This is a genomic window from Actinoplanes sp. NPDC051494 (genome assembly GCF_044454705.1).
In the GTDB taxonomy this organism is placed as follows: domain Bacteria; phylum Actinomycetota; class Actinomycetes; order Mycobacteriales; family Micromonosporaceae; genus Actinoplanes.
Genome location: NZ_JBITDZ010000012.1, coordinates 63853 through 90552 on the forward strand (window position 1 = coordinate 63853; position 26700 = coordinate 90552).

At 69.2% G+C, this 26700-nt stretch carries 29 protein-coding genes and 1 riboswitch; of the genes, 8 read left to right on the plus strand and 21 right to left on the minus strand.

Annotated features, from left to right (window positions below):
• Window positions 1-172: 172 nt before the first annotated feature.
• Entirely contained in the window at window positions 173-1000 is an 828-nt protein-coding gene (locus ACIA6A_RS33200; protein ID WP_396101926.1) for an alpha/beta fold hydrolase, read from the minus strand.
• A 140-nt stretch (window positions 1001-1140) separates the two neighbouring features.
• A complete protein-coding gene (locus ACIA6A_RS33205; protein ID WP_396101927.1) occupies window positions 1141-1992 on the minus strand; it encodes an NmrA family NAD(P)-binding protein in 852 nt (283 codons plus the stop codon).
• 76 nt (window positions 1993-2068) lie between these two features.
• Here ACIA6A_RS33205 and ACIA6A_RS33210 point away from each other — a divergent pair, with 76 nt between their 5' ends.
• Complete coding sequence (locus ACIA6A_RS33210) at window positions 2069-2980, plus strand: cupin domain-containing protein (protein ID WP_396101928.1); 912 nt, start codon at window positions 2069-2071, stop codon at window positions 2978-2980.
• A 1004-nt stretch (window positions 2981-3984) separates the two neighbouring features.
• On the opposite strand, the gene ACIA6A_RS33215 is transcribed toward ACIA6A_RS33210, so the two are convergent.
• Window positions 3985-5502 (minus strand): MFS transporter, encoded by a 1518-nt coding sequence (locus ACIA6A_RS33215; protein WP_396101929.1) that lies wholly within the window; start codon window positions 5500-5502, stop codon window positions 3985-3987.
• Window positions 5503-5629: 127 nt separating this feature from the next.
• Between ACIA6A_RS33215 and ACIA6A_RS33220 the strand changes: the two genes are divergently transcribed.
• Window positions 5630-6268, plus strand: a complete 639-nt coding sequence (locus ACIA6A_RS33220; protein WP_396101930.1) for a TetR family transcriptional regulator — start codon at window positions 5630-5632, stop codon at window positions 6266-6268.
• On the opposite strand, the gene ACIA6A_RS33225 is transcribed toward ACIA6A_RS33220, so the two are convergent.
• Window positions 6248-6541 carry a hypothetical protein gene (locus ACIA6A_RS33225; RefSeq protein WP_396101931.1) on the minus strand — a complete coding sequence of 98 codons (294 nt, stop codon included), beginning with the start codon at window positions 6539-6541 and terminating at the stop codon, window positions 6248-6250. The two genes, ACIA6A_RS33220 and ACIA6A_RS33225, sit on opposite strands and share 21 nt — an antisense overlap.
• A gap of 220 nt (window positions 6542-6761) precedes the next feature.
• Between ACIA6A_RS33225 and ACIA6A_RS33230 the strand changes: the two genes are divergently transcribed.
• Entirely contained in the window at window positions 6762-7286 is a 525-nt protein-coding gene (locus ACIA6A_RS33230; protein WP_396101932.1) for a DUF6624 domain-containing protein, read from the plus strand.
• Here the strand turns inward: ACIA6A_RS33230 and ACIA6A_RS33235 are convergent.
• The 10 genes from ACIA6A_RS33235 to ACIA6A_RS33280 form a co-directional block, all read right to left on the minus strand.
• Window positions 7268-8035 (minus strand): GNAT family N-acetyltransferase, encoded by a 768-nt coding sequence (locus ACIA6A_RS33235; RefSeq protein WP_396101933.1) that lies wholly within the window; start codon window positions 8033-8035, stop codon window positions 7268-7270. The genes ACIA6A_RS33230 and ACIA6A_RS33235 overlap by 19 nt on opposite strands.
• 227 nt (window positions 8036-8262) lie before the next feature.
• Window positions 8263-10740, minus strand: a complete 2478-nt coding sequence (pheT, locus tag ACIA6A_RS33240; protein WP_396101934.1) for a phenylalanine--tRNA ligase subunit beta — start codon at window positions 10738-10740, stop codon at window positions 8263-8265.
• Window positions 10741-10742: 2 nt separating this feature from the next.
• A complete protein-coding gene (pheS, locus tag ACIA6A_RS33245) occupies window positions 10743-11804 on the minus strand; it encodes a phenylalanine--tRNA ligase subunit alpha (protein WP_396101935.1) in 1062 nt (353 codons plus the stop codon).
• A gap of 204 nt (window positions 11805-12008) precedes the next feature.
• On the minus strand, window positions 12009-12803 hold the full coding sequence (locus ACIA6A_RS33250) for a TrmH family RNA methyltransferase (RefSeq protein ID WP_396101936.1): 795 nt from the start codon (window positions 12801-12803) through the stop codon (window positions 12009-12011).
• Window positions 12804-12881: 78 nt separating this feature from the next.
• Complete coding sequence (rplT, locus tag ACIA6A_RS33255; protein ID WP_396101937.1) at window positions 12882-13274, minus strand: 50S ribosomal protein L20; 393 nt, start codon at window positions 13272-13274, stop codon at window positions 12882-12884.
• 37 nt (window positions 13275-13311) lie between these two features.
• Window positions 13312-13506 carry a 50S ribosomal protein L35 gene (gene rpmI, locus ACIA6A_RS33260; RefSeq protein WP_396101938.1) on the minus strand — a complete coding sequence of 65 codons (195 nt, stop codon included), beginning with the start codon at window positions 13504-13506 and terminating at the stop codon, window positions 13312-13314.
• 66 nt (window positions 13507-13572) lie between these two features.
• Entirely contained in the window at window positions 13573-14199 is a 627-nt protein-coding gene (gene infC / locus ACIA6A_RS33265) for a translation initiation factor IF-3 (RefSeq protein WP_396102134.1), read from the minus strand.
• Window positions 14200-14551: 352 nt separating this feature from the next.
• Window positions 14552-14995, minus strand: a complete 444-nt coding sequence (locus ACIA6A_RS33270) for a PH domain-containing protein (RefSeq protein WP_396101939.1) — start codon at window positions 14993-14995, stop codon at window positions 14552-14554.
• On the minus strand, window positions 14992-15837 hold the full coding sequence (gene hisG / locus ACIA6A_RS33275; RefSeq protein WP_396101940.1) for an ATP phosphoribosyltransferase: 846 nt from the start codon (window positions 15835-15837) through the stop codon (window positions 14992-14994). Before hisG ends, ACIA6A_RS33270 begins: the two co-directional genes overlap by 4 nt.
• A gap of 43 nt (window positions 15838-15880) precedes the next feature.
• Complete coding sequence (locus ACIA6A_RS33280; protein WP_396101941.1) at window positions 15881-16144, minus strand: phosphoribosyl-ATP diphosphatase; 264 nt, start codon at window positions 16142-16144, stop codon at window positions 15881-15883.
• Between the two features lie 79 nt (window positions 16145-16223).
• Here ACIA6A_RS33280 and ACIA6A_RS33285 point away from each other — a divergent pair, with 79 nt between their 5' ends.
• The 4 genes from ACIA6A_RS33285 to ACIA6A_RS33300 all read left to right on the plus strand — a co-directional run bounded on the left by ACIA6A_RS33285 (window position 16224) and on the right by ACIA6A_RS33300 (window position 19600).
• The gene (locus tag ACIA6A_RS33285; protein WP_396101942.1) at window positions 16224-17096 is read left to right on the plus strand and encodes an ABC transporter substrate-binding protein; all 873 of its coding nucleotides are present in this window, start codon (window positions 16224-16226) and stop codon (window positions 17094-17096) included.
• Window positions 17093-17941, plus strand: coding sequence for an amino acid ABC transporter permease (locus ACIA6A_RS33290; RefSeq protein ID WP_396101943.1), 849 nt, complete (start codon window positions 17093-17095; stop codon window positions 17939-17941). The genes ACIA6A_RS33285 and ACIA6A_RS33290 overlap by 4 nt, the downstream gene beginning before the upstream one ends.
• Window position 17942: 1 nt before the next feature.
• Window positions 17943-18683: an amino acid ABC transporter ATP-binding protein gene (locus ACIA6A_RS33295; RefSeq protein ID WP_396101944.1), complete on the plus strand. Its 741-nt coding sequence runs from the start codon at window positions 17943-17945 to the stop codon at window positions 18681-18683.
• A gap of 110 nt (window positions 18684-18793) precedes the next feature.
• Window positions 18794-19600 (plus strand): hypothetical protein, encoded by an 807-nt coding sequence (locus tag ACIA6A_RS33300; RefSeq protein WP_396101945.1) that lies wholly within the window; start codon window positions 18794-18796, stop codon window positions 19598-19600.
• Here ACIA6A_RS33300 and ACIA6A_RS33305 read toward each other — a convergent pair.
• On the minus strand, window positions 19572-20303 hold the full coding sequence (locus ACIA6A_RS33305) for a glycosyltransferase family 2 protein (RefSeq protein ID WP_396101946.1): 732 nt from the start codon (window positions 20301-20303) through the stop codon (window positions 19572-19574). The two genes, ACIA6A_RS33300 and ACIA6A_RS33305, sit on opposite strands and share 29 nt — an antisense overlap.
• Window positions 20300-21016: a hypothetical protein gene (locus tag ACIA6A_RS33310; RefSeq protein WP_396101947.1), complete on the minus strand. Its 717-nt coding sequence runs from the start codon at window positions 21014-21016 to the stop codon at window positions 20300-20302. The genes ACIA6A_RS33305 and ACIA6A_RS33310 overlap by 4 nt, the downstream gene beginning before the upstream one ends.
• A gap of 125 nt (window positions 21017-21141) precedes the next feature.
• On the opposite strand from ACIA6A_RS33310, the gene ACIA6A_RS33315 reads away from it, so the two are divergent.
• The gene (locus ACIA6A_RS33315; protein WP_396101948.1) at window positions 21142-21879 is read left to right on the plus strand and encodes a phosphatidate cytidylyltransferase; all 738 of its coding nucleotides are present in this window, start codon (window positions 21142-21144) and stop codon (window positions 21877-21879) included.
• Here the strand turns inward: ACIA6A_RS33315 and ACIA6A_RS33320 are convergent, their stop codons facing one another.
• The 5 genes from ACIA6A_RS33320 to ribD form a co-directional block, all read right to left on the minus strand.
• Window positions 21880-22857: a polyprenyl synthetase family protein gene (locus ACIA6A_RS33320; protein WP_396101949.1), complete on the minus strand. Its 978-nt coding sequence runs from the start codon at window positions 22855-22857 to the stop codon at window positions 21880-21882.
• A 94-nt stretch (window positions 22858-22951) separates the two neighbouring features.
• Window positions 22952-23428, minus strand: a complete 477-nt coding sequence (gene ribH, locus ACIA6A_RS33325) for a 6,7-dimethyl-8-ribityllumazine synthase (RefSeq protein WP_396101950.1) — start codon at window positions 23426-23428, stop codon at window positions 22952-22954.
• A 29-nt stretch (window positions 23429-23457) separates the two neighbouring features.
• The gene (locus ACIA6A_RS33330) at window positions 23458-24663 is read right to left on the minus strand and encodes a bifunctional 3,4-dihydroxy-2-butanone-4-phosphate synthase/GTP cyclohydrolase II (protein ID WP_396101951.1); all 1206 of its coding nucleotides are present in this window, start codon (window positions 24661-24663) and stop codon (window positions 23458-23460) included.
• Window positions 24653-25267 (minus strand): riboflavin synthase, encoded by a 615-nt coding sequence (locus ACIA6A_RS33335; protein ID WP_396101952.1) that lies wholly within the window; start codon window positions 25265-25267, stop codon window positions 24653-24655. The genes ACIA6A_RS33330 and ACIA6A_RS33335 overlap by 11 nt, the downstream gene beginning before the upstream one ends.
• Complete coding sequence (gene ribD, locus ACIA6A_RS33340) at window positions 25267-26322, minus strand: bifunctional diaminohydroxyphosphoribosylaminopyrimidine deaminase/5-amino-6-(5-phosphoribosylamino)uracil reductase RibD (protein WP_396101953.1); 1056 nt, start codon at window positions 26320-26322, stop codon at window positions 25267-25269. The genes ACIA6A_RS33335 and ribD overlap by 1 nt, the downstream gene beginning before the upstream one ends.
• 134 nt (window positions 26323-26456) lie before the next feature.
• A riboswitch (FMN riboswitch) is annotated at window positions 26457-26634 on the minus strand.
• Window positions 26635-26700: the final 66 nt, after the last annotated feature.

Below are 26700 nucleotides of genomic sequence, written 5' to 3' on the forward strand. Positions count from 1 at the left end.
TGGGCATGACTGTGCCGGGTGCGTGAAGCGGCGGCCGGCACTCGCGGGATCGTGTTCAAGGTGCGGCGGGCGCCGGCGAGCGGCCTCTGGATGCTTTCGAACGTGAACCGGTTCGGCACCTGAAAAACGCCGGGGATCCCAGCCGCGTACGCCTACCCCCGACGTCGTCCTCCTACTTCTGGACGAAGGGCAGCAGGATGGCATTGACCTCGTCGGCGTGGGTCCAGAGCATGCCGTGCGGAGCACCGTTGATCTCGTGGTAGGCCGCCTCGGGGAAAGCCTGGTGGAATGGGCGGCCGGTCGCGTCGATCGGCAGGACGCGGTCGACCGTGCCGTGCACGATCAGGGTCGGGGTTCCGCTGGCCCGCACCGCGGCGACGTCGGCGGTGAAGTCGTCGATCCACGTCGGGACGACCTCGTAGGCCGCGGCCGGTGCGCTGGCGACCGCGACATTCCAGCTGGCGGTGACGACTTCCTGGGAGATGCGGGAACCCAGATTTTCGTCGAGGTTGTAGAAGTTGGAGTAGAACTCCGAGAACCAGGCGTAGCGGTCGTTTTTCGCGGTTTCGGCGATGCCGTCGAACAGTGACCGTGGCATCCCCTGCCCGAGCATTCCGGGTTCGATGGCGGCGAGGAAGGCGAACTTGGCGATCCGATCCGTGCCGAAAAGCTTGGCGTAGCGAGCCAGTTCACCGGTTCCCATGGAGAAGCCGACCAGGATCACCTCGGTAAGGTCCAGCTTCGTGAGGAGCGTGTCGAGATCGCCTGCGTAGGTGTCATAGTCGTAGCCGACCTCGGATTTCGACGACTTGCCGAAGCCGCGACGGTCGTAGGTGATGACCCGGTGACCAGCCGCCCGCAGCTCACGGGACTGGCGCTCCCATGACGTGCCGTCGAGCGGATAGCCGTGCACGAGCACGACGGGCTGCCCGGCGCCGTGGTCTTCGTAGTACAACTCGATCGGGGTCGAGTTCTCCTGGCCGACGGTGAGGTATCCCATGATTTCTCCTTGATCCAGTTACTTGAGGACGCTTGTTCACAGGCTGTTGCCGACCTCGCACCAGCCCAACTCGTGCGGCGCCGAGGAATAGAACACGGCGGAAAGGGCGACATCCGTCACCGGGAGGAACACCTGGTCGATCATCGAACGGTCTCGGTCGTCCACGCCGATGCGGCGCGGGCGGCGAATTCCGCGAAGGCGATCGGGGCGGACCCGGTCACGGTGAGGACGTCGTCGGTGGGCGTGGAGCCGTGCCCGTCCGCGATGGTCGAGGTGAGTGTGCGCAGCACGTCGCCGTACGTTTCCGGGATTCCGGATGCCATCATGGCCCGCACCCATCGCTCGCGGTCGGTGTCCCGGTAGGTGATGGTGCGGCCGATCGAGGTGGAGATGATCACCGCGGCTTCCGCTACGGTCAGCGCCTCCGGGCCTGTGGGGGCGTAGGCCTTACCGGCGTGGCGCCCGGGTTCCCGGAGCGTGGCCGCCGCCACGGCCACGATGTCCTCGACCGCGACGAACGCCTCGCGTCCGTCGCCGTTCGGTACGACGATCTGATCGGCTACCGGCTTCAGGAACGTCTCGCTGAAGTCCTCCATGAACCACGCCGGCCGGATGATCGAATGAGTGAACGTGCTGCGGGAGCCGAGGTCCAGCTCGACCGCTCGGAGCGCGACTTCAGCCGGGGAGCGCTCGACGCCGTACCCGCTCAGGTAGGTGACGTGCCCGACACCCGCACGTTCGGCCTGATCCAGGAAAGCTGACACGTCCGCCGCGAAGTCGACCCGCAGGACCGGGGACACGAGGTACACGCCCGTCACCCCGTCCAGTACCGGGGCGAAGGTCACCTTGTCGTTCCAGTCGAACCGGACCTGAGGGTCTCGCCGAGCTGCGCGGACCGCGAGACCGTGCTCGGACAGGATGCGGGCCACCCGCGTACCCGTCTTGCCGGAGGCGCCGAGCACGAGGATGAGGGATTTTGCTGATCTCTGCACGCCATCGATCATGAGCGCGACTCATGAGCGCATCAATCATTGATTAGCTCATCTTTTTACGTGAGACACTCAATGGGTGGACATTCTCCAGGAGCATCTCGTCCGCGCTCGCGCCACCGGCGGGGTCTTCGCCCGGTCGGTCGCGGCCCCGCCCTGGGGCCTGCGCATGCCCGGCGAGATCCAGCTCGCGGTGCACGCGGTGACCCGGGGGCACGCCTGGATCCGGGTCGACGATGGCACCGACCCCATCGAACTGGAACCGGGAGACCTCGCCCTCGTCAAAGGCGGCGCGGACCACATCATCGCCCACCGGCCCGATGCGGAGGCCCTCACACACGACGAGTTCGCGATCAGGCACCCAGCCGACACCGAGCCCATCGATCCCGACAGCAGCGTATTTCTCTGCGGGGCCTACCGGTTCCCCGGCGACATCGGACGAAGCCTCGTCGACGCCCTGCCGCAGCTGCTCCGCCTCAGAGCGAGCGCAGACGACCCCGTACAAGGCGTCGTCGCCCTCGTCTCACGGGAGATGGTCAACGACAGCCCCGGCAAACAAACCGTGCTCGACCGGCTCCTCGATATCCTCGTTGTCTACGGGTTACGCACCGGCCTCACGCAGAGCACCAGCCCGCCCCCGTGGCTCCGCGCCGCATCCGACCCACGCCTGACGGCAGCGCTGCACGCCATCCACTCCAGCCCCGACACAGCCTGGACCGTCGACGAACTCGCCGGGCTCAGCGCCATGTCCCGAGCTTCATTCGCCCGGGTCTTCCGCGCCGCTGTCGGCCAGTCGCCGATGCAGTACCTCTCGGACTGGCGCATGACCCTCGCTCGCGACTACCTGAGCTCGGGAACAATGCCGCTCGCCCACATCGCCGCCAAAGTCGGGTTCTCCTCGGTGTACGCCTTCGGCGCCGCGTTCCGCCGGCACCACAACGAAGCACCCGGCCAGTGGCGCCGGCGCACCGGAACGTCTGCGACCAGGTAGTTCCGGGAGAACGGTGACCGGGACCCACCGGCCCGAGGACGCATGATCGTGCGTTCCCACCGGACAACGCAGTCGATGTCCGTTCGTGACCACCTGCCACGCCGCGTCGTCCGCCCGAGCCGCCGCGATCGGCGAGGTTCCGGGTTCCTCGTGGTCAGCCGGTCCACACCAAACGCTAGCTACAACACCACCGAATCTTCGCTGCGAGGCCATCGACGTGATTCACGCCCGCAATCAGATCTTGCGGGGCCGGTTGTTGAGTTCGACGGCTACGGCGGTCAGGTTGTGCGGCGTGCTGGTGACGGGGTGAACTCGGCATGCCGGCCCATCTCGATGCCCTGAGCCCAGGCCGGCGACCGTCTCAGCCCCACCGGAAGGGTCGAGAACAAGGTGATGCGCAGGTCGTGGACGGTCATCGAGCGGTCGGTGCACCACCGTTGCGACGACGCTTTGCGGTAGGTGCAGCCGGTGCGCAGCAACGGCGAGCGTATGAGAGTCAGACCGCCGGGACCGGGCCGGCACAAACGCCTGGTGGATCGTTCGTGTATCAGCCGTAGCCCTCCCCGGCCGGGATGCGGCAACGGCAGGGAGCGGCAGACCTGCTCCGCGGCTGATCCAGCCGTCCTGGTGCCGGGTCGCGCGGCTCCGCGAGGGGTTCCGCATGCTCCGGACGACACCTGGTGGCTTACGCGGCCGCCGGCGCTCGGGCACGGCAACTCCTGAGCGGGTCAGGTGTTGCAACGACCGATGGACCTCTGGGCCACCGCGGCGGGACCGTCGGGCCGCAACCAGGTGGGGCGGGCTGCGGCAGGGCGGGAGCATCCGCGACCGGGTGGGGGTCCGTGGCAAGGCGGGGCGGGGCGGGGCATCCGGGACCGGGCGGGGTGGGGTGGGACCGGGGCGGGATCGGCGGAAACGCGGCAGGCCGCGACTACCCGGTTCGCGGGTGGTCGCGGCCTGCGTCAGGTGCGGCTCTGGGGGCCGCCTTGCTCGGGTGGCTGGGGTCAGCCGCGAGCGCCCTCGTGGCGGTGGGGCAGGTGCGGGAGGTGGATCTCGTCGGGTTCCGGCGGGAGGTCCTCGACGCCGGTTGCCACGGCCTGCTCGTGCCGGCTGCGGGCTGAGGGGACGAGCAGTGCGGCGATGATGGCCAGGGAGGCCACGACCGCGCAGACCCAGAAGCCGGTAGTGAACGCGGAGTCCATCGGCAGGCCCTGCGGCGTGCTCTTGGAGGTGATCACGGCGGCGATGACGGCGGTGCCGATGCTGCTGCCGATGGTCCGGGCGATGGTGTTGACGCTGCTGGCCTCGCCGGTGTTGGCGGCCGGGACGGCTTCGATGACCGCGTTCGACATGGCGGCGAACGCCAGGCCGATGCCGGCACCGGTGAGCACGCCGGACGCCAGGACCTGCCAGATGGCGCCGTGGGTGATGGCCGGGAGGACGAACGCCGCGGTGACCGAGACCGCGCCGAGGAACATCGGGAGCTTCGGGCCGTACTTGCGGACCAGGATGCCGGCCAGCGGGCCGAACACGACCATCATCAGGGTGGTCGGCAGCAGGAACAGCCCGGCCGTGGAGACGGTCTTGCCGAAACCGTAACCGGTGGCCTCGGGGAGCTGGAGCAGCGTCGGGACCAGCACGAACGTGCCGAACATCGCGAAGCCGAAGATCAGGGCGACCAGGTTGGCGGTCCAGACACCGCGGATACCCATGAGCTTCATGTTGATCAGTGGTTCGCTCACCCGCAGCTCGACCATGACGAACACGACCAGCGCCACGACGCCGAGGACGAGCAGGCCGACGGTCTTCGCCTCGCCCCAGCCCCAGGACTGGCCCTTGCTGATCGCCAGCAGCAGTGCCACCAGGCCGACCGACAGGATGGAAGCGCCGAGCACGTCGAGGCGGCCCGGGGTACGGACCGGGGATTCCGGCATGCCGAAGACCGCGCCGATCAGCGCGATGACGACCAGCACCAGCGGCAGCCAGAACAGCCAGTGCCAGGACAGGTGCTCGACGATCGGGCCGGCGGCCACGATGCCGACGCCCGCGCCGATACCGAAGATGGCGGAGAGCAGGCCGATCGTGACGCCGACCTTCTCGCGGGGCAGCTCGTCGCGGACGATGCCGATCGAGAGCGGCATGACCGCACCGGCCGCACCCTGCAGCGCGCGGGCCACGATCAGGACGGCCAGGTTGGGCGCGAGCGCGGCGAGCAGGGTGCCGATGGCGAGCAGGCCCAGGACGGCGATGAGGACGCGACGCTTGCCAACCATGTCGCCGAGACGGCCCAGGATGGGGGTCAGGACCGAGGCGGACAGCAGGTAGGCGGTCAGCACCCAGCTGATGTCGCTGGTCGAGGCGTTGAGGTCCTTGGCGATGGTCGACAGCGCCGGCGCCACGAGTGACTGCAGCACCGCGAAGGCCAGGCCACCCAGCGACAGGCAGAGCACCACCATGGTGCTGTTAGCGCGGCGGACCACGCTGGCATCGGGGCCGGACGGCCCTTCGAGGGTTTGCGTCATGAGATCCTCAAGCTTGATGTAAACAGTTGCTGACTTGGTCCAGTATCGGGGCTGTCGAGCTGAAGTCAACAATCGTTTACGTCACATCCCTCTCCCGCTACTCTTAACAGCGCAACGAGAGGACGCCATGACGACACGTGCACCCCGGCCCGCCACCGAGACACCGGCCGCACTCTGCGAGGACGCTCCCCCCGCACGGCGCCGGGATGCGACCGCCACGAAGCAGGTCCTGCTCGACGCCGCCCGCCACCGGTTCGCCCGGCACGGATACTCCGCCACCACGGTGCGCGACATCGCGGACGACGCCGGGGTCAACGTGGCCCTCATCAGCCGATATTTCACCTCCAAGGAGGGCCTGTTCGAGGCGTGCCTGGTGGTCGCGGTCAGCGAGATCGGCCGCACCGTCGACGACGACTCGACCCTCGACCAGGTGGCCCGCCGGATGGCCGCGCAGCTGGCCGGCAGCGAGGCCGGGAAACGCGCCAACCAGATGCTCATGCTGTTGCGCTCCTCCGGCGACGCCCGTGCCGACCAGATCCGGGTCGCCATCCTGCGGTCCTTCGCCGAGAAGCTGGTCCAGACGTCGGGCGACCCGAACGGGGACCAGATCCTGCTGCGCGCCCAGATCGCCATCGCCACCGGGCTGGGCATGGCCCTGCTGCGCTCCTCGACCACACTGGAACCCCTCTCCTCCGCGGGCGAACAGGACTTCGTCGAACCCCTCCAGGACATGTTGAAAGGGCTCTTACAGCCCGGGAAGCCCTGACCGGTCGGCACTACGCGGGTCGTCGACCGGACGGCTGCGATAGATGTCACCCCGCTTCGCCTCCGCACGCCACGGACGGGCGAGATGCGGAGTCATGTGGAACGCCGGATCGTCGCGGTCCAGCAAAACGACGGCCACCTGCCCGCCGGCCCGGGCACCGACATCAACCCGGCCCTTCGCACCGGCACCGACCTCGGACAGGGGGTCGCCGGTGGGACCGATGATCGACGACCGCAGCAGGCCGGCACACTGCGCCGGCACCGACAGTCTCAACCAGTAGCAGTGATCGCCGCGAGCGACTGCGCCTTGGGAAAGAAGATCTCGTCGACCGGCCACGCCGACAGGAGCAGGCAGTCCACGCCGAGGGTTTCGTACTCCGCGAAGAGCTCGGGGAATGCCCCAGGGGCCGTATCAAGTATCGCGAATCGGTGTCCGTGAACGCGCGCGGGGGACCTGGCTGTCCCACATGGACAGATACCTAATGTCGGACAGCATGACGAACGAGACACTGGCACACGAACTGATCACCATGACTGACGAGGACCGGGAGCTGCAGGCCGGCGCGCTGAGCGACGATCTCGGGGCCCAGCTGGCCCACCGCCGGGTCACCACACGCAACGCCGACCGGCTTGCCGAGATCCTCGACGGATCCGGCTGGCCGACGGCCGTCACGGTCGGCGCGGAGGCGGCACGGCGTGCGTGGCTGATCGTCCAGCACGCCGACCGGCAGCTCGAATTGCAGCGCCGGGCACTCGCGTTGCTGACCGACGCGGTCCGGCGCGGTGAGGCGGACCCGCAGCATCTCGCCATGCTGCGGGACCGCGTTCTCGTCAACGAGGGACGGCCGCAGATCTACGGTACGCAGATCGCGGGGGTCCGCGACGGGCGCCCGCTCCCGTGGCCGTGCGAGGACCCGGACCGGATGGACGAACGCCGCGCCGAGGTGGGCCTCGACCCGTTCGAGGTCCACGTCGCCCGGCACGCGCCGCCCGCCGCGAATCAGTCCAGGGCGAGGTAGGTTCGCTTGCCGGCCGCCCGGTAGCCGACCCGTTCGTAGACCCGCCAGGACTCCTCGCCCGAGGCTTCCAGCCAGGCGATCTCGGCACCGGCGGCGAACAGCCGGGTGGTGACGGCCGCGGTGATCGCTCCGGCCAGGCCACGACGGCGGTACGCCTCCCGGACCGCGATCCCCGCGACCTCGCTCACCCCGCCGGACGGGGGCACCGCCTGCCCACCCCCGGCACACACCCCACCAGGGAGGAGTGACGCGGTGGTCACGGCCATGATGGCGATGCCTCCGCGGGACTGCAGGCGGCGCATGCGGTCGGCGTCCGCGGGGGTGGCTCCCGGGTCGCCGCCGAAGGCTTCGCTCTGGGCGTCGACCATGGCGATGCGCTGGTCGTCGGTGGCCGGGGGGTGCACCTCGAAGCCGTCCGGGGCCGACGGCAGGACCACCGATGCCGGGTCGCACACCAGGTAGTCGTGGCGGGCCTCGACGGTGAAGCCGGCCGCCAAGAGCAGCGCTTCGAGGTCGGGGGCGCTGCTGGTGACGTACTCCAAGCGGGGTTTGCGGTCCGCCTGCCGGAAGGCTTTCACCATGGCGGTCACGTCCGCGCCGGTGATGCGGGTGCCGGGGCGGGGTGTCGCGTAGTTGATGCCGGGGTTGTCGGTGGCCGGGTCGAGGCCGAGGACGAACGGTCCCGAGTCGACGGCCGCGGGCCGGGTGGAGAGGTTGGCGACGACGGACTGCTGGATGCGGGCATCCATGATCAAGATAGACCTCTGGTGTCGGGTGAAGCGTGACGAACGACAGGACGATGGACGTCGGGCCGCTGTCAGCCGCGGAGACCGGTGGACCGGTCGCGTCGCGGACGAATCAGGCGGCCGCTGCGGGCGCCGTGATCACAGGCTTCATTCCTTCGAACACCAGAAGAGACGATTACCGGGCCAGACTAACAGGGCCGGCCCCTCCGGGGAGGGACCGGCCAGGTGCGTCAGGCGCCGCGCAGGGTGGCCCCGGTGCGCGTGCTCGCTTCGGTGACGGCGGCGTCGCGGGCGGCGACCGCCTCCTCCACCGTGAGGGTGCGGTCCGGTGCCCGGAAGGTCAGCTTGTAGGCGAGGCTCTTGAGACCCTCGCCGAGCTGCTCCGAGGTGTACACGTCGAACAACCGGACCGATTCCAGCAGCTCGCCCGCGCCGGTGACCAGGGCCTGCTGGACCGACGCGGCCGGGACCGCGGCCTCGACCACGAGCGCCACGTCGATCAGCGCGGGCGGGAACGTGGAGATCGACACCGACTCGGTGACCGGGGCGGCGGGGATCGCGTCCAGGTCGATCTCCATGGCGCAGGTGCGCTTCGGGAGTTCGAGGGTGGACAGCACCGCCGGGTGCAGCTCGCCCGCGTGACCGATCACGACGCCGTCGACGAGGATCGCGGCGCAGCGGCCCGGGTGCCAGGGGGCGTGGTCCGCCGCCTCGACCGTGATCCGTGCCGGGGTCATGCCCGACGCGGCGAGCGCGATGCGGGCCGCCTCGATCGCGTCCGACCAGGTGGCGGTGCGGCCGCCGCCCCACCAGCCGGCCGGGGCCGCGTCGCCGGTCAGCGCGACCGCGAGGTGCCACGGCTGCTCCGGGACGATCGCGTTGGCCGCCACCCAGTCCTCCTCGGACGGGGCGTGATCGACACCGAGCACCGGGGGTGCCGTCGCGGTCAGGTGCGGCTGGAAGACCGTACCCGTCTCGTAGATCGCCACGTCGCGCTCGCCGCGGCCGAGGTTGCGCTTGAGCGTCGCGAGCAGCGGCGTCAGCAGCGAGGTGCGCAGCAGCGGCTCCTGCTCGGACAGCGGGTTGGTCAGTCGGACCGCGCTGCGCCGGGGGTCGTCCTCGGCCAGGCCGAGCGCGTCCGCCGCGCCGGGTGCGACGAACGGGTACGACAGCACCTCGACGTAACCGTTCTCGGCCATGGCCCGGCCGACCGTACGGCGCCGCACCTGCATCGGGGTGAGTCCGCCGCCGCCACGGGCCGGGGGCAGGATCGACGGGATCGCGTCGAGACCGCCGAGCCGGGCCACCTCCTCGATCAGGTCGATCGGGGCGACGAGGTCGGGGCGCCACGACGGCGGGGTGACCTCGAGCGGCTCGGCCCCGGTGACCGTACAGCCGATCCTGCTGAGAATCTCCTCGATCTGCTCGACCGGGTACGGCACACCGATGCGCCGGGTCGCGAGGTCGGTCGGCAGCTGGATCGCCGCCGGGGCGCTCACGTGGTCGAGATCGAGGACGAGAGGATCAACGACGCCACCCGCGTACGTGGTGAGCAGCGCGACCGCCCGCTCCAGCGCGACCAGCGTCAGGCTCGGGTCGACGCCGCGTTCCCAGCGCTTCGCGGCCTCGCTGAACAGCTTGTGCCGGCGTGCCGTGCGCCCGACCATGACCGGGTCCCAGTGGGCGGCCTCGAGCAGCACGTCCACGGTGTCCGGCTGGACCTCGCTGGTCTCGCCGCCCATGACCGCGGCGAGCGAGATCGGGCCGGAGTCGTCGAGGATCACCATGTCCTCGGCGTCGAGGACGCGGGCCACCCCGTCGAGTGTGGTCAGCTTCTCGCCCTGGTGGGCGCGGCGCACGACCAGGCCGCCACGCAGGCGGTTCAGGTCGAACACGTGCATGGGCTGGCCGAGCTCGAGCATCACGTAGTTGGTGATGTCGACGGCGAGCGAGATCGACCGGATGCCCGCCGCGACGAGCCGGCGCTGGATGAAGTCCGGGGACGGCGCCGACGGGTCGATGCCGCGCACGACCCGGGCCGAGAACCGGTCACAGCCGACCGGGTCGTCGATCCGCACCGCATAGGGCGCGTCGGCGGTGCCACCGGGAACGGATGCCACGCCCGGGTCGGTGTACGCGGCTGCGTACGGGTAGGAGAGCTCGCGCGCGATGCCTCGTACGCTCATCTCGTAGCCCCGGTCCGGGGTGATCTCGACGTCGATGACGGTGTCGTCGAGGCCGATCAGCGGCCGGGCGTCGGTGCCGGGCACCGCGGAGCCGGCCGGCAGCACGATGATGCCGTCGTGGTCGCCGCTGAGGCCGAGCTCGGCGGCGGAGCAGATCATGCCGTGCGAGTTGCGGCCGTACGTCTTGCGGGCGCCGATCGTGAATCCGCCGGGCAGCACCCCGCCGGGCAGGATCACGACCACCAGGTCACCGGCGGCGTAGTTGCGGGCACCGCAGATGATCTCCTGCGGCGCGGGGTTGCCGACGTCGACGAGGTTGAAGCGGATCGGCTTCTTGAAACCGGTCAGCTCCTCGACCTCGAGGACCCGGCCGACGACCAGGCCGCCCTTGATGGTGGCGGCCTGGTCGACGATGGACTCGACCTCGATGCCGAGGTCGACCAGCTTGCGTTCGAGGTCGGCGGCGTCGAGGTCGGCCGGCAGGTCGACGTACTCGCGCAGCCAGGAAAGAGTGAGCTTCATGATCAGACCGCCATACCGAAGTTGCGGGTGAAACGGACGTCACCCTCCACCATGTCGCGCATGTCGCTGACGCCGTTGCGGAACATCAGCGTGCGCTCGACGCCGATGCCGAACGCGAAACCGGAATACCGGTCCGGGTCGATGCCGCAGGCGGTCAGCACCCGCGGGTTGACCATGCCGCAGCCGCCCCACTCGACCCAGCGCGGGCCGTCGCGGTGCTGGGCGAACCACACGTCGAACTCGGCCGACGGCTCGGTGAACGGGAAGTAGTGCGGCCGCCAGCGGGTCTTCGCGTCCGGGCCGAACAGCGACCGGGCGAAGTGGTCGAGGGTGCCCTTGAGGTGCGCCATCGTGATGCCCTCGTCGATGACCAGGCCCTCGATCTGGTGGAACACCGGGCTGTGGGTGGCGTCGACCTCGTCGGTGCGGTACACCCGGCCGGGGCTGACCACGTAGATCGGCGGCTGCTGGGTGAGCATCGTGCGGACCTGGCCGGGCGAGGTGTGCGTCCGCATGACCAGGCCGGGCAGGTCGACGTGGAACGTGTCCATCAGACCGCGGGCCGGGTGGTCCGGACCGATGTTGAGGGCGTCGAAGTTGGCCCACTCGAGCTCCAGCTCGGGACCGTCGACCACCGAGTAGCCCATGCCGGCGAACAGGTCGCCCATGTGCTCCATCAGCGTGGTCACGGGGTGCCGGGCGCCGCGCGGGTGGCGGTCCCAGGGCAGCGTGACGTCGACGCGTTCCTCGACCAGGACCCGCTGCGCGCGTTCGCGCTCGAGCTCGCCCTGGCGGGTGTCGTAGGCGGCCTGCACGGCCTGGCGGGCCACGTTGACGCGCTTGCCGGCGTCGGACTTCGCGGCCGGCGGCAGCGAGCCGATCTCCCGGCGGGCGAGCGACACCGGCGACCGGTCACCGAGGTGTGCCGGCTTCAGCGCGCCGAGGGCGTCGAGGTCAGCGGCCTTCTCGAAGGCGCCGGCGGCGTCGGTGACGGCCGTCTCCAGCGCCTCCGGCGCGAGCAGGGCCGCCTGCTTCGGATCGTACGGATCGTTGCGGTAGGACATGGTCGAGCAAGCTCCCTCACACCGAGATGAATCATCGGCTTGTCGGAACCGAGTGCACCGGGCGCAGCGAGGACCGCGAGGGGGCGACTCGGGTGGATCAGTGTACGGAGGCACGGCTGGGCCGCAGCCCGCCGGTCAGGGAGTTTCGCGCGTGAAGAAGTCAGGCAGCGAGCCCGCGACCAGCGGGCCGGGTAAACAGCATGCTCATGACGTTCCCCTAACGGAGCGTTGCGCTCTCGCCGAAGCATACAAGCAGACCGCCGCGGCGGCAGCCAGGTTAAGGCTCTCCGCACCGCCGTAGATGGGTACGCGCACCCGCGCGTCGGCCGCCTTCAACAGCTCCGCCGGCAGCCCGTGCGCCTCCGAGCCGAACAGCCACGCGGTGGGCCGTACCAGCGAACCGTCGTCGAGCAGATCGTCCAGATCGGCGTCGCCGTACCCGGTGGTCGCGAGCACCCGCATCCCGGAATCGCGCAGGTCGTCGAGAGCGGACAGCGGCGCGCGCACGACGTCCACGTTGAACAGGCTCCCGGCCGAGGACCGGACACATTTGCCGTTGTACGGGTCCACGGCGTCACCGGCGAAGATGACCGTCCCGGCCCCGGCGGCGTCCGCGGTGCGCAGGATCGTGCCGGCGTTGCCCGGGTCCCGGATCTCGGCGACCACCGCCACCAGCCGCGGCCCCTTGGACAACGCCTCGGGCAGGGACACGTCCATCTGCTCGCAGACCGCGACCAGGCCCTGGGGCTGGACCGTCTCGGCGAGACCGGCGAGCGCCTCCTCGGTGACCGGGGACACCTCCGGCGCCTGCATCGCGAGGTCGCCGTAGCGGGTGAGTGCTTCGTCCGTACCGAAAAGGTCAAGGACCACCCCGGCGGCGAGAGCGGACCGCACGGCCTGGGGTCCTTCGGCGAGGAACCGGCCGGCCCTGTCGCGGTCGCGGCGGCGCTGCAGGCGGCGGGCCGCGACGACCCTGGGGGTGCGCGGGGTGAAAGTCACGGGCGAGCCTTCCGGCAATGGCAGAGGCGCCCCCCGGCTGACCGGGAAGCGCCTCTGCGAAAAGTGCGGTGCGATATGTCAGGCTGCCTGGGCAGCGGCGCCGCCGATGCCCTCGGCCGCGACCGCGGCACGCGCGATCTCGACGATCGCCGCGAAGGACGCGGCGTCGTTGATGGCCATGTCGGAGAGGATCTTGCGGTCCACCTCGACGCCGGCCAGCTTCAGGCCCTGGATGAGGCGGTTGTAGGTCATGCCGTTGGACCGGGCACCAGCGTTGATGCGCGTGATCCACAGCTGGCGGAAGTCGCCCTTGCGGTCCCGGCGGTCACGGTAGCTGTACTGCATCGAGTGCAGTACCTGCTCCTTGGCCTTCCGGTAGAGCCGCGAACGCTGTCCGCGGTAACCGCTGGCGCTCTCCAGCAACGTGCGACGCTTCTTCTGGGCGTTGACTGCCCGCTTGACGCGTGCCATTTCAGTACTCCTAACAGGGGAACGGGTGTGGCGCGCGTCAGCGGCCGAGCATCTTCTTCACGCGCTTGGTGTCGGCCTTGGCCACCTCGACCGTGCCGGTCATCCGGCGGGTGGTCTTGGAGGACTTGCCCTCCAGCAGGTGACGCTTACCGGTCTGCTCGGTGAGGAGCTTGCCCCTACCGGTGACCTTCACCCGCTTACCCATGCCGGTGTGGCTCTTCATCTTCGGCACTTGACGCCTACTCTCAGTCTCTTTCCCCAGCGGCTGACAACCGCCGGGGAAACCTCATCCGTGCTCTTACTCTGCTGCGCTGTCGGCGGTCTCAACCGCCGCAGGTGCCTCGGCCTGGTCACCCTCACGGGGCTCGCGCGGCGCGCGCCCGGTCTCGGCGGCGGCGACCGCGGCGGCCTTGGTGGCCCGGTGCGGTGCGAGCACCATGATCATGTTCCGGCCGTCCTGCTTCGGGCTGGCCTCGACGAAGCCGAGCTCGGAGATCTCCTCGCTGAGCCGGCGAAGCAGCCGGAAGCCCAGCTCGGGGCGGCTCTGCTCACGACCACGGAACATGATCGTGACCTTGACCTTGTCGCCGGCCTTGAGGAACCGCACCACGTGACCCTTTTTGGTCTCGTAGTCGTGCGGGTCGATCTTCGGCCGCAACTTCATTTCCTTGATGACCGTCTGCTGCTGGTTGCGCCGCGATTCGCGCGCCTTGAGTGCGCTCTCGTACTTGAACTTGCCGAAGTCCATGAGCTTGCACACCGGCGGGCGCGCCATGGGCGCAACCTCGACCAGGTCCAGGTCGACGTCGGCGGCCAGCTGCAGGGCGCGCTCGAGCGGGACGATGCCCACCTGCTCACCCTCGGGGCCGACCAGCCGGACCTCTCGTGACCGGATCTGTTCGTTAACGCGTGGTTCGACGCTGATGGGGCCTCCTCAGAACGGGATCAATACAGCTACCCCGCGGTTGGGACCGCGAGACGGCACGTGCCAATGTCGGTCGGCCTCGCGCCGCCCTCTGACCACCGGGCGGCGGGAAAGCAGAAGGCCTCGGCACCGCGCTGGAACAAAAGCGCATGCCAAGGCCCGCTCGACCGGTCATCGGCGCCCACAAGAGGACGCACACCCACCGCGGGATATTCCCACGATCGGTAGACCGGACCCAGCCGCCTCGAGGGCAACGGGGTGGGAACCAGCGGGCTCCTCTTTCGCGCCAGCCAAATGACAACGTGCGGTCGTCAGAGGGCAGGCGTGGTCGACTGCTCGGAAGTCTACCAGCTCAGGACGTAGCCGCCGAATGGAGGGCCCGCAACGAACGGACGCCCTCCACCGCGTACTCCTTGTCGGTCGCCTGCAGCGCGTGCACCGACACCGTCTCGTCGTCGTGCAGCTCCAGCATCGCCCAGGCCGAGTTGCGGTCGAACCGCACCGCCCGCACCGCCGACCAGGGCAGATCGAAGTTGCCGACCACGTTGCGGACCCGCACGTGCTCGGCGTCCGCCCAGACCCGGGGCCGGGTGAACGCGAGGATGCCGATCCCGGCCAGCACACCCAGCCCGATCATCGCGCTCTGGTCACCGCGCTGGAACGACCCGAAATTGTCGCCGGTCGAACCGTGCAGCCCGAAACTGAGCACGGTGAACAGGATCATCACCGCGGCCGCCGAGATACCGGCCACCCAGCGGATCCGCTTCGGCTTGAACTCGACCACGGTGTCTCTCACAGTCTGCAGTTGGCGATGTCGGTGACCAGGATCGCGCGGGCACCCAGGTCGTACAACTCGTCCATGACCCGGTGCACGTCGGCCCGGCGGACCATGGCCTGCACCGCCACCCAGCCCTCCCGGTGCAACGGCGACACGGTCGGCGACTCGATGCCCGGCGTCAGCGCGGTGGCGTTCTCCAGCAGATCGGCCCGCACGTCGTAGGCGAGCATCACGTACGACCGGGCGACCAGCACCCCCTGCAGCCGGCGGATCAGCTGCGAGGTCCTGGGGTCGGCCTCGTCGTGGTGCCGGCCGATCACGATCGCCGACGAGCGCAGCAGCGGCTCCCCGAACGTGACCAGGCCCGCCTGCCGCAGCGTCGCGCCGGTCTCGACCACGTCGGCGATCAGGTCCGCCACCCCCAGCCGTACGGCGTTCTCGACCGCGCCGTCGAGCCGCACCACGTCGGCCTTCAGGTCGTGGGCCGCCAGATACTGCGCGACCACACCCGGGTACGCGGTGGCGATGCGCTTGCCACCGATGCCCTCCTCCGACGCGCTCGACCCGGCCGGGGCCGCCCAGCGGAACGTCGCCCCGCCGAAGCCCAGATCGAGCACCTCCTCGGCCGGGACGCCGGAGTCGACCAGCAGGTCCCGCCCGGTGATGCCGAGATCCAGGTCACCCGAACCGACGTACGTGGCGATGTCGCGCGGGCGCAGATAGAAGAACTCGACGTTGTTGTCCTCGTCACGGCAGGCGAGGTCCTTGGGGTCGGTGCGCTGGCGGTAGCCGGCGTCACGCAGCATCTGCGCGGCCGGGGCGGACAGGGTGCCCTTGTTGGGGACGGCGATACGCAACACGGACGTGCTCCATTCTCGGGGTTCGATCGAACGGGAGGGCACGTCAGAGATGTCGGTAAACGTCCTTCAGGTCGAGCCCGGAGGCGATCATCAGGCATTGTGCCTGGTAGAGCAGCTGCGAGATCTCCTCGGCGGTGCGCTCGGCCCCCTCGTGCTCGGCGGCCATCCACGACTCGGCGGCTTCCTCGACGACCTTCTTGCCGATGAAGTGCACACCCTTGTCGAGCGCGGCGACCGTGCCCGAGCCCGCCGGCCGCTCGGCCGCCTTGCGCTGCAACTCGGCGAACAACTCTTCGAACGTCTTCACAGGGCCAGATTGTTGCAGCTCATTACGGGGTGGCAACGGACGGGCCTCATCCGGCGGCACGTGCCCTAGGCTGCGGTTCATGGTCAGCAGAAACACCTTCACCGTTCTGGGCAGCGCCGCTGTGCTCCTCACCACACTCGCCGCCTGCGCGCCCGCGGACGAGGACACCACCCCCACAGCGGGTGGATCCGCCTCCGCCGGCGCCTCCTGCGCCCCCGGCGCCCTGGACACCCTGACCGACGGCAAGCTCACCATCGGCACGGACAACCCGGCCTACGAGCCGTGGTTCAGCGACAACACGCCGAGCAACGGCAAGGGCTTCGAGTCCGCGGTCGCGTACAAGGTCGCCGAGAAGCTGGGCTACCCCACCGCGAACGTCGCCTGGACCCAGGTCACGTTCAACAACGCGATCGCGCCCGGCCCGAAGACGTTCGACTTCGACGTCAACCAGTTCTCGATCACGCCGGAACGCCAGAAGGCGGTCGACTTCTCGTCGCCCTACTACCTCGTGCGCCAGACCGTGATCACCGTCAAGGGCTCCCCGATCGCCGCCGCGAAGTCGATCGCCGAGCTGCAGAACGCCAAGCTGGGCGCCCAGGTCGGCACCACGAGCTACCAGGCCATCACGGACCTGCTCAAGCCGGCCACCGACCCGCAGGTGTTCAACAACAACGACGACGCCAAGGCCGCACTGGTCAACAAGCAGATCGACGGCCTCGTCGTGGACCTGCCGACCGCGTTTTACATGACCGGCGCCGAGCTCGACGACGGCCTCATCGTGGGACAGCTGCCGCAGGTGGGCACGCCCGAGCAGTTCGGCCTCGTACTCGACCTCGACTCGAAGCTCACCCCCTGCGTCAGCCAGGCCGTCGACCAGCTGCGCCAGGACGGCACCCTCGCCGAGCTCGAGAAGACCTGGCTGGCCAGCGGCGGAGCACCCGAACTTTCGTGACCGGAACGCCCTATCACCCCAGTGACACCCAGCGCGAGCGGATCGCCTACCGGCGCCGGCTGACGATCCGCTCCGTGCTGCTGGCCGCGCTGTCCACCGCCCTGGTCGGCACCGCCCTGTCGTTCGCCGTCACCGGCGCGCCCGGCTGGGACCGCGTCAAGGCGTCGTTCTTCGACGGGGACATCGCCGTCCGCTACCTCCCGGACATCCTCGAAGGCCTCTGGCTCAACATTCGCCTGCTGTTCTTCTGCACCATCGCGGCACTGCTGCTCGGCCTGCTGATCGCCACGCTACGGACGCTGCGCGGCCCGGTCTTCTTCCCGGTCCGCGCGCTCGCCACCGGATACACGTACGCGTTCCGGGGCCTCCCGCTGATCATCGTGTTGTACGTCTTCACGTTCGGTGTCCCCGGCCTGCGCCTGCAGGGCATGCCCAGCGTCCTCGTGCTCGGCGGGGCCGCCCTGGTCATCGTCTACGGCGCCTACCTCGCCGAGGTGTTCCGGGCCGGCATCGAATCGGTACACCCCAGCCAGCTCGCCGCGGCCCGCTCGCTCGGGCTCACCTACCGCCAGACGATGCGCCACGTGGTGCTCCCCCAGGCCGTCCGCCGGGTCACCCCGCCGCTGCTCAACGACGTGGTCGCCCTGCAGAAGGACGTCGGCCTGGTGTCCCTGGCCGGCCCCATCGACGCGGTCCGCGCAGCCCAGATCGCCGTCGCGCAGGAGGCCAACTTCACGCCGTACATCGTCGCCGGGGTGTTGTTCGTCCTGCTCGCCCTGCCCCTGATCGGCATCACCGACTGGGTCACGCTGCGCGCGGCCCGCCGCCAGTCCGCGGGAGCCTGACATGCTGCTGACCTGCGAGAACGTTCGCAAGACGTTCGGCTCGAACGTCGTGCTCGACGACCTGTCCCTCACCGTCGGCGAACACCAGGTGGTGGCGCTGATCGGAGCGTCCGGCTCCGGCAAGTCGACACTGCTGCGCTGCGTCAACCTGCTCACCGGCATCGACGACGGCACCATCCGCCTCGACGGCGAGGACATCACCGACCCACGGGCCGACCCGGACAAGGTCCGCCAGCGCATCGGCATGGTCTTCCAGTCCTACAACCTGTTCCCGCACATGACGGTCCTGCGCAACATCACCCTCGCCCCGGACAAGGTCCACAAACGCGCCGCGGCCGAGATCAAGGACCAGGCCATGGAGTGGCTGACCCGGGTGGGCCTGGCCGACAAGGCGGACACCTACCCGGACCGGCTCTCCGGCGGCCAGCAACAACGGGTCGCCATCGTCCGGGCCCTGGTGAACAAGCCCCGGCTGCTGCTGCTGGACGAGGTGACCTCGGCCCTCGACCCGGAACTCGTCGGCGAGGTCCTCACCATGATCCGCGGCCTGAAGGACGACGGCATGACCATGGTCCTGGCCACCCACGAGATGGGCTTCGCCCGCCAGGTCGCCGACCAGGTCGTCTTCCTCGACGGCGGACGCGTCCTGGAGGCCGGGCCGCCCGCCCAGGTCCTCGGCGACCCCACCCAGGACCGGACCCGGCAGTTCCTCGCCCGCATCATCGAGGCCGGACGCCTCTAGCCGGCCCGCTCACGCTGGGACGGTTGGGGCCAGTGGCGCCGGAATGAGCATTCTGGCCATGGCGGGGAGGGACTTTAATAAGCCGAATAGGCAGATGCCTAGGAGGCGCAATGACTCGCACCCGGAACCGGTCCACCTACCGCCTCGTCCTCTCGGGGGCGATGGTCGGGGTGGCTGCGGTCCTGATGATCAAGAAATCACTGCCCGGCCGCCCCGATCCTGCGGATGAACCCGTCGAGTATGTCGCGCCCGCCCCACCGGTCGATGGAAAGCCACCCTCAAGCTGGCAGGACGCCACCTGGGAACCATACAAGATCGCTATCGGCGCGTTCTACGCGTTGTGCCTCCAGAAGGCCTTCGACACCGTCATCGCCTTCTTCCAGAAGCAACCGGTGGATCTCTCGGATCCCCACGCGGCCATCACGATCAGTTCCGGCCAGATGATCACGATACTTCAGCTCGGCGCCTACATCATCTGGGTGAGCATCTACTTCCTGCACAACGGCAGGCTCTACTTCCAGCTACGCCCGTATCCGGCCGGGCCCAGGATCCGGGCTCACGGAACCATGACCGTGGGCTTTGCGATCTTCTATTTCTTCGGGGCCACACTGGGGCATCCGGGACGGCTGCAGATCGCCCTCATAGCGACGATCATCCTCGTCGACATGGCTTTTCCGTTGCACCTGGGCGGCATCGCCAGGAATCGGGCCCGTGTCCTGTGGGTGCTTCGTGGTGCCGCGGAATTGGCGTTCGTGCTGGCTCTGTTCCGCAAACTCAGCGATGATCAGCTCACCACCATCTGGTGGGCTCTGGTCCTTTTCATGCTCCTCGTCGCGCAACTGTTCGTCGTGGGTCCATGGGAGGGGCGGTTCCAGCAGAAATCGGCCCTCAGGTCCAGCTACCGAACGGATATTTGATATCGCTGGAACGAGGAGTCGGCCCGCGCAGGACAGCGCGGATGAATGCCCGGCTCCAGATGGCGATCAGGCTGCCGGCCGACATCTGGGTCAGACGCCGGCTGGAGGCCACGACATGCTCGCGTGAGATGAAGGCGTATCCCGCACCCGCCCGCCTGGCCCGCACCCCGAGGTCGGTGTCCTCGCCCAGCAGGTAGCCTTCGCGGAACCCGCCGATCTTGTCGAACGTCGCCCTGTTGGTCAGCAGGAAGTCGCCATTGGTCACCCCGAAACCGAAGACCCTCGCGACCAGCAGCAGGGCATAGATCAGGACGAGCCCAGCACGGGTTCCGAACGTGTCGATGTCAGCCTTGTGGAGGATGGCGCCGACGAACAGGCGATCCTCGGATGCAGCGGCACATTCCCGGAGCACGCCGGGCGTGAGGGTGACGTCGGCGTCCAGGAAGAGCAGTAGTTCGTGCTCCGCGTGAGCCGCCCCGGTGTTGCGCTGGGTCCCGATGTCCTTGACCGGGCTGCGCTCGTACGTGAGATCGAGCGATCCCCGGTGTCGCAGCACGGCCTCGAACGTCAGGTCGTCATCGCTGCAGTCCACCACAAGAACCTCGAACGGTGGAGCCGACGTCTGGCGTTCGAGCGATCCCAGCAACCGACCGATGTACTTCTGCTCGTTGAGCGTGGGCACCACGATCGAGATCGGCGTCATCCCGACGCTCCCGCCATCGACGCCGGTGCCGGTTCGGCAGACTCCGGACGGACAAATCGCCGGACGAAACCGGCCACCGCACTGTGCGGGCGTTCCATGGCGTTCAGATAGATCAGGTATGCCGCGTCCCCAGCCAGACACAGAAGACCGGTCAACGCGATGAAGGGCCGGAACTCCCCGATGAAGCCGGAGGCGATTGTCGGCGCCAGTGTGCCGAGAAGCTTGTTGACAGCGATGAAATTCGATTGTCCGCTCGCGCTGCGACGCCGGTGCAGCATGGACAGGAACAGAACTGACATCAGGAGGTTCTGCGCGAAGGCAGAATAGCGCGCACCGTTCTCGGCACCGAACTGGAGCAGGAATGCGAGATGGACGCCGATACCGATGACCAGGCCGCCCGCCGACATCGCGAGGAATCCAGCTCGTGTCAGGGAAACCCACTGCCCGGGCCCGAACCTGAAGAAGGTCACCAGTATGCCCAGATCGAGTGCCGCCCAGAGGCCGTTTATCAGGGTCTGCGCGTGGATGTCCGCCGGGTACTGCTGCCAGTAGATCACTCCACCGGTGAAGTACAGCAACTCCCAGACGAAGTTGAGGCCGAGCGCAAAGGCCGGTATCGCATACGTCCGATCGCGGAATCCGGCACGAATCGCAGCCGCGTAGACAAGGGTCCAGCACAGGCCGCTGAGGATTTTTAGCGCCGGCTCCAGCACATACCCACCCTCTCACGGTGGTCGCAAAATCGGGAGGCCCGGCAGCTCCGCGATCCGTGCGCCGGCGCGAAGCGATACTCTCCGACGACGTACCTCTGTCATCGGTCACAGCTCAGGAGTGCCGAGTGAATCTCCAACGGATCATCACCTTCGCCGCCGTCGGTCCGCCGGCGGTTCTCCTGATCCACAGGGGTGGACGACCGTTTCGCATTCTCGCCGCAGGGGTGGCCGGGACAGCCGCCGGGGAGCTGCACGGCCTTTTGACCATGCACCGGAATTCTCCTGCTTCCCTGCGGGTCGGGGCCGCCACGGCTGTCGGCGTTTTCACGATGACCCGGCCGAGCTGGAAATGGGCGCTTGCCGGATTCCTGTGCGATCCCCGGGACGGCACAGCCGCATCCATTGCCAGCTGCCTCGTCGTGGGGAACACCTTTGCGTCCTGGGTGGCGGACGGAACAGCCGACGAACAAGTCCGGCGATCATTTCTGAGCATTGTCATAGGCACCTGGGCCGCGGATGCCGCGTCGGATCTGACCGGAACCTCTTGGGGTGGCCCGCACCTGCCGCGCTGGGTGAACGACCGCAAGGTCTACTCCGCCTACGGCGTCGGTGTCGCTGCCACGGCGGTCACCCGGACCGCGCTGAACCGATACGCGCCGACGGCTCCCGGTGCTGCCGTGGCGTCCGGAGTGCTGGCCGCTCTGGGCGACATCGCGGAGTCGGCTGTCAAAAGACGAGCCGGGGTCAAAGACTCCGGCAATGTCCTGCCGGGCTATGGCGGTGTGCTCGACCGTGTCGATAGCCTGCTGGCGAATCTGGTCGTGCACCGCCTGCTGAGGACGGGACGAGCCCGATCACGATAGCTATCGCTCCGGATCCTGCAGGGTGAACCTCGCCGCGGCGTCCGGTGTGGTGAGCAGCGTCAGGATCCGGCCCGCAAGGCCGTCCGGTCCGGTCTCGGCCATACGGTGGGCTGCCTCGGCCATGCGGCGGCCGGCTTCCTCCTCGACGATGGCACACACCGTTTCGAGGTGACCTGGCTCGTCGAGCGGCGATCCGCCGATCATCGCCTCGGCTGCCAGCCGCACCGAGCTGAATCGCCCCTCGGCCAGGTCGGACGACGCGATCGCGCCCCTGTCCTCCTCGTTGCGCGCGTTCCGGACGTCATTGATCAGCTGGAACGCGGAGCCACAGAGCTGACCGATCGCCGACCATTCGTCGAGACCGGCCGGATCGACGCCGGCGCCTCGTGCCCCGCTGCGAAAGGCAAGTTCCACCAGGGACCCCGTCTTGAGCCGCGAGGGCAGCGTCCAATCACTGTCGGCGATGCCAGCGGTCCCGACGAAGTCCATCAGTTGCCCTCGTGACATCCGCTGGTACGTGGCGACCACGTCCAGGAGAAATCCCGGATCGGGGAACCGGCCGGCGACTACCAGCGCGTGGGAGAGCAGGACGTCTGACACCGCGACGGCGATCGGTAGCCCGTGCGAGACATGGAAGGTCGGCACACCCCGCCGGAGCCGGTCCCCGTCCTGGATGTCGTCGTGGATCACCGAGGCGCGATGGACCAGTTCGATGGCCGTCGCCATGCGGATCAGCACCGTGCCGTCACCGGCTCCGAGTGCCTCGCCGACGAGAATCGTCAGCACCCCGCGGTTCACCTGACCGGCCGAGACGAGTGATGGGATCATCCGGCCGGGAAGATCCAGCACACGCAGTTCGGCGGTGAGGGTCGATCGGACTCGTTCCCGGGTGCCATCGACATATCCGGACCATCCCGCATGTGTCATACACCGATCAACCCCCGCCAAGGCTTTAACGGAGGGTAACACCGGAATCACGGTTACGTTTCTGGCGAACTTGGCACCATCTGTGCCGGCGGCCTCCTCGCGACCAGCCGCGGGAAGGCCGCCTCACTCGGCACCGCGGACAACCTCAGCCGCGGTTGAGTTCCCGGATGGCCAGGACCGCGCCGAGTACGGCTACCGTGCTCTGCCAGCCCTTGTCCTCGATCGAGTCCTCGAGGCCGGCGCGGTCGCGGGCCTGGCCGAGGCTTTCCACGGTGAGGACGCCGTGGGCCACCGGGGTGTGTTCGTCGAGGGCTACCCGGGTCAGGCCGGCTGTCACCGAGTCGCACACGTAGTCGAAGTGGGCTGTCTCTCCTCGGATGACCACTCCCAGGGCTACCACCGCGTCGCATTTCTTGGCCAGGGCCTGGGCGACGATGGGTAGTTCGACCGAGCCGGCCACGCGGGACACGAGGATGCTGTCCACGCCGCAGGCCTTGGCTGCTTCCCGTGACCGTTCGACCATGTGGTCGACGAGGTCGGAGTGCCAGCTCGAGCCGACGATGCCGAGCCTGAGCCCGTACGCCTCGACGGTGTCCAGATGCGGAGCTCCGAAACCTGCCATCATGCCCCCTATTTCGCTGATGTCCAGTATCAACCCAAAGCTTCGAACAGGTGGCCCATCCGGTCCCGTTTGGTCCGCAGGTAGCGGACGTTCTCCGGGTGCAGGCGCACCGGCAGCGCTTCCCGGCCGGTGATGGTCAGGCCGTAGCCTTCCAGCCCGGCGCGTTTCGCCGGGTTGTTGGTGAGCAGGCGCATGGAGCGCACGCCCAGGTCGTACAGGATCTGGGCGCCGGTGCCGTAGTCGCGGGCGTCGGCCGGCAGACCCAGCTCGAGGTTGGCGTCGACCGTGTCCAGGCCGCGGTCCTGCAGCTGGTAGGCCTGCAGCTTGTGCAGCAGGCCGATGCCCCGGCCCTCGTGGCCGCGCATGTAGAGCACGATGCCGCGCCCGGCCGCCGCGACCCGGTCCAGGGCGGCTTCGAGCTGGGGGCCGCAGTCGCAGCGCACCGAGCCGAAGACGTCGCCGGTCAGGCACTCGGAGTGCACCCGGACCAGGACGTCCTCACCGTCGCCGAGCTCGCCGAAGACGAGGGCCACGTGTTCGGCGCCGTCGGTGGTGGCCCGGTAGCCGACCGCGGTGAACTCGCCGTGCTCGGTGGGGAGCCGGGTCTCGACCACCCGTTCGACCTGCTGCTCGTGGTGGCGCCGGTAGTCGATGAGAGCCTCGATGCTGATCAGCGCCAGGTCGTGCTCTGCGGCGAACTTCTCCAGCTCCGGGCCGCGCATCATGGTGCCGTCGTCGTTGACCAGCTCGCAGATCACCCCGGCGGGCCGCAGCCCGGCGAGCACCGCCAGGTCGACGGCGGCCTCGGTGTGCCCGGCGCGGCGCAGCACCCCGCCCGGTTTGGCGCGCAACGGCACCACGTGGCCGGGCCGGGACAGGTCGCCGGGCCGGGTGTCCGCACCCGCGAGCAGGCGGATCGTGTGGGCCCGGTCGGCTGCGGAGATGCCGGTGCTGACACCTTCGCGGGCGTCGACCGTCACCGCGTACGCCGTACCCTTCGCGTCCTGGTTGGTGTGGAACATCGGGGGCAGGTCGAGGCGGTCGGCCTCGTCCTGCGGCAACGGCACGCAGATGTAGCCGGAGGAGTAGCGGACCATGAACGCGACCAGCTCCGGGGTGGCCAGCTCCGCCGCGAAGATCAGGTCGCCCTCGTTCTCGCGGTCCTCGTCGTCCACCACGATCACCGCGCGTCCCGCGGCGATGTCCGCGACGGCGCGTTCCACGTCAGCTGACATAGCGGTCTCCCAGCATCTTCTCGACGTACTTGGCGATCACGTCGACCTCGAGGTTGACCGGGTCGCCGACGCCCTTGGAGCCCAGCACGGTGAGCTTGAGCGTGGTCGGGATCAGCCCGACGCTGAACTCGTCGGCGGTCACCGCCATGACGGTGAGCGACACGCCGTCGACGGTGATCGAGCCCTTCTCGACGACGTAGCGGGCCAGCTCGGGCGGCAGCGAGAAGCGCAGCACCTCCCAGTCGTCGGCGGGCTCCCGGGCGGTGATCGTCGCGACGCCGTCGACGTGGCCCTGCACGAGGTGCCCGCCCAGCCGGGACCCGACCGTCGCGGCCCGTTCCAGGTTGACCGGCGACCCGGCGGCGAGCGCGCCCAGCGACGAGCGGCGCAGGCTCTCACCCATGACGTCGACGGTGAAGACGCCGTCCACGTTGTCGACGACGGTCAGGCAGACGCCGTTGACGGAGATCGAATCGCCGTGCGCGGCGTCGGACGTGACGACGGGACCGCGGACGGCGAGCACCGCCGAGTCGCCCCCCGCGCCGCCGTCGGCACGGGTGAGGTGCACGACCTGACCCAGTTCCTCGACGATGCCAGTGAACATCAGTTCCCCTTCTCGACCGGTACAGCGGTGAAGCGCAGGTCGGGGCCGATCTGCGTGATGTCGGTGAACGCCAGGTCGATCGCCTCGGCGATCGTCGTGACGCCGGCGTCCACCAGGGCCGTGCGGCCGGCGCCGAGCAGTCGGGGAGCCAGGTAGCCGACGACCCGGTCGACCAGCCCGGCGGCCAGGAACGCCCCGGCCAGCGTCGGGCCGCCCTCCAGCAGCAGCGACCGGATCCCCCGGGCGTACAGCTCGGTGAGCAGGGCGGACAGGTCGACATGGCCGTCCGGTCCGGCGCCGACCGCGGCCACCGTCGCGATCCAGGTGGGTGCGGCGCCGTCCCGCACGCGGGCTTTCGCGGGGGTACGGCCGGAGCTGTCCACGACGACCCGGAGCGGCTGCCGTGCGGCGAGCGAACCGTCGCGCAGATCCCGCACGGTGAGCTGGGCGTCGTCGGCGAGCACGGTGCCGATCCCGGCGACGACGGCGTCGACCGTGCCCCGCAACAGGTGCACGTCGGTGCGGGCCGGTTCGGAGGTGATCCATTTGCTGGTGCCGTCGGCCGCCGCCGAGCGCCCGTCCAGCGTCGCCGCGAATTTCCAGGTCACGAACGGCCGGCCGCGCCGCACCGCGGTCAGCCAGGCCACGTTGCCGGCCTCGGCCTCGGCGCGCCGCAGGCCGGTGTCGACCCGCAGCCCGGCGGCGCGCAGCGTGGCCGCTCCCCCGGCCGCGTCCGGCGTCGGGTCGTCGACCGCGATGACGACCCGGGCGACCCCGGCGGCGATCAGCGCCCGGGCGCAGGGGCCGGTGCGCCCGGTGTGGTTGCAGGGCTCGAGCGTGACCACGGCTGTCCCGCCCCGGGCCCGCTCACCGGCCTGGGCCAGCGCGACGACCTCGGCGTGCGGGCCACCGGCGTACGCGTGGAAGCCCTCCCCGGCCACCTCGCCGGCAGCGTCGAGCAGCACGCAGCCGACCACCGGATTGGGGCTGGTGGTGCCGAGGCCGCGGGCGGCCAGCGCGATCGCGCGGCCCATCGCCTGATCCTCGGTGACCATCTCGCAGCTCTCCTTCGCACGGCGTGGTCACGCGCGGCAGGAGAAAAAAAACGCAGGAAAAGGACATCAGGGGACGCCAAGCGTCACCCGGGTCGAGGAATGCGCACGACGGCACAGCACACGGTCCAATTCCCGCGCGCTGTCTCCCATCCGGACTGTAGGACCGATCGGCATGTGCCGGTCGATCCACCGTCGGCCCCGGAATCTCACCAGGTCCACCGTCCGCCTCGATCAGGCGTCCGGGTCGCGGGCTTACCCCCGTGCAGGGGGATCACCGCCGGTTCGGAATTTCACCGAGTCCCGCCAGCGCGTGGTGGGTCACCCCCGATACTGTCACGCGATCCGCGATTTGCCACCTAGCGCGCGATCGACGTCACA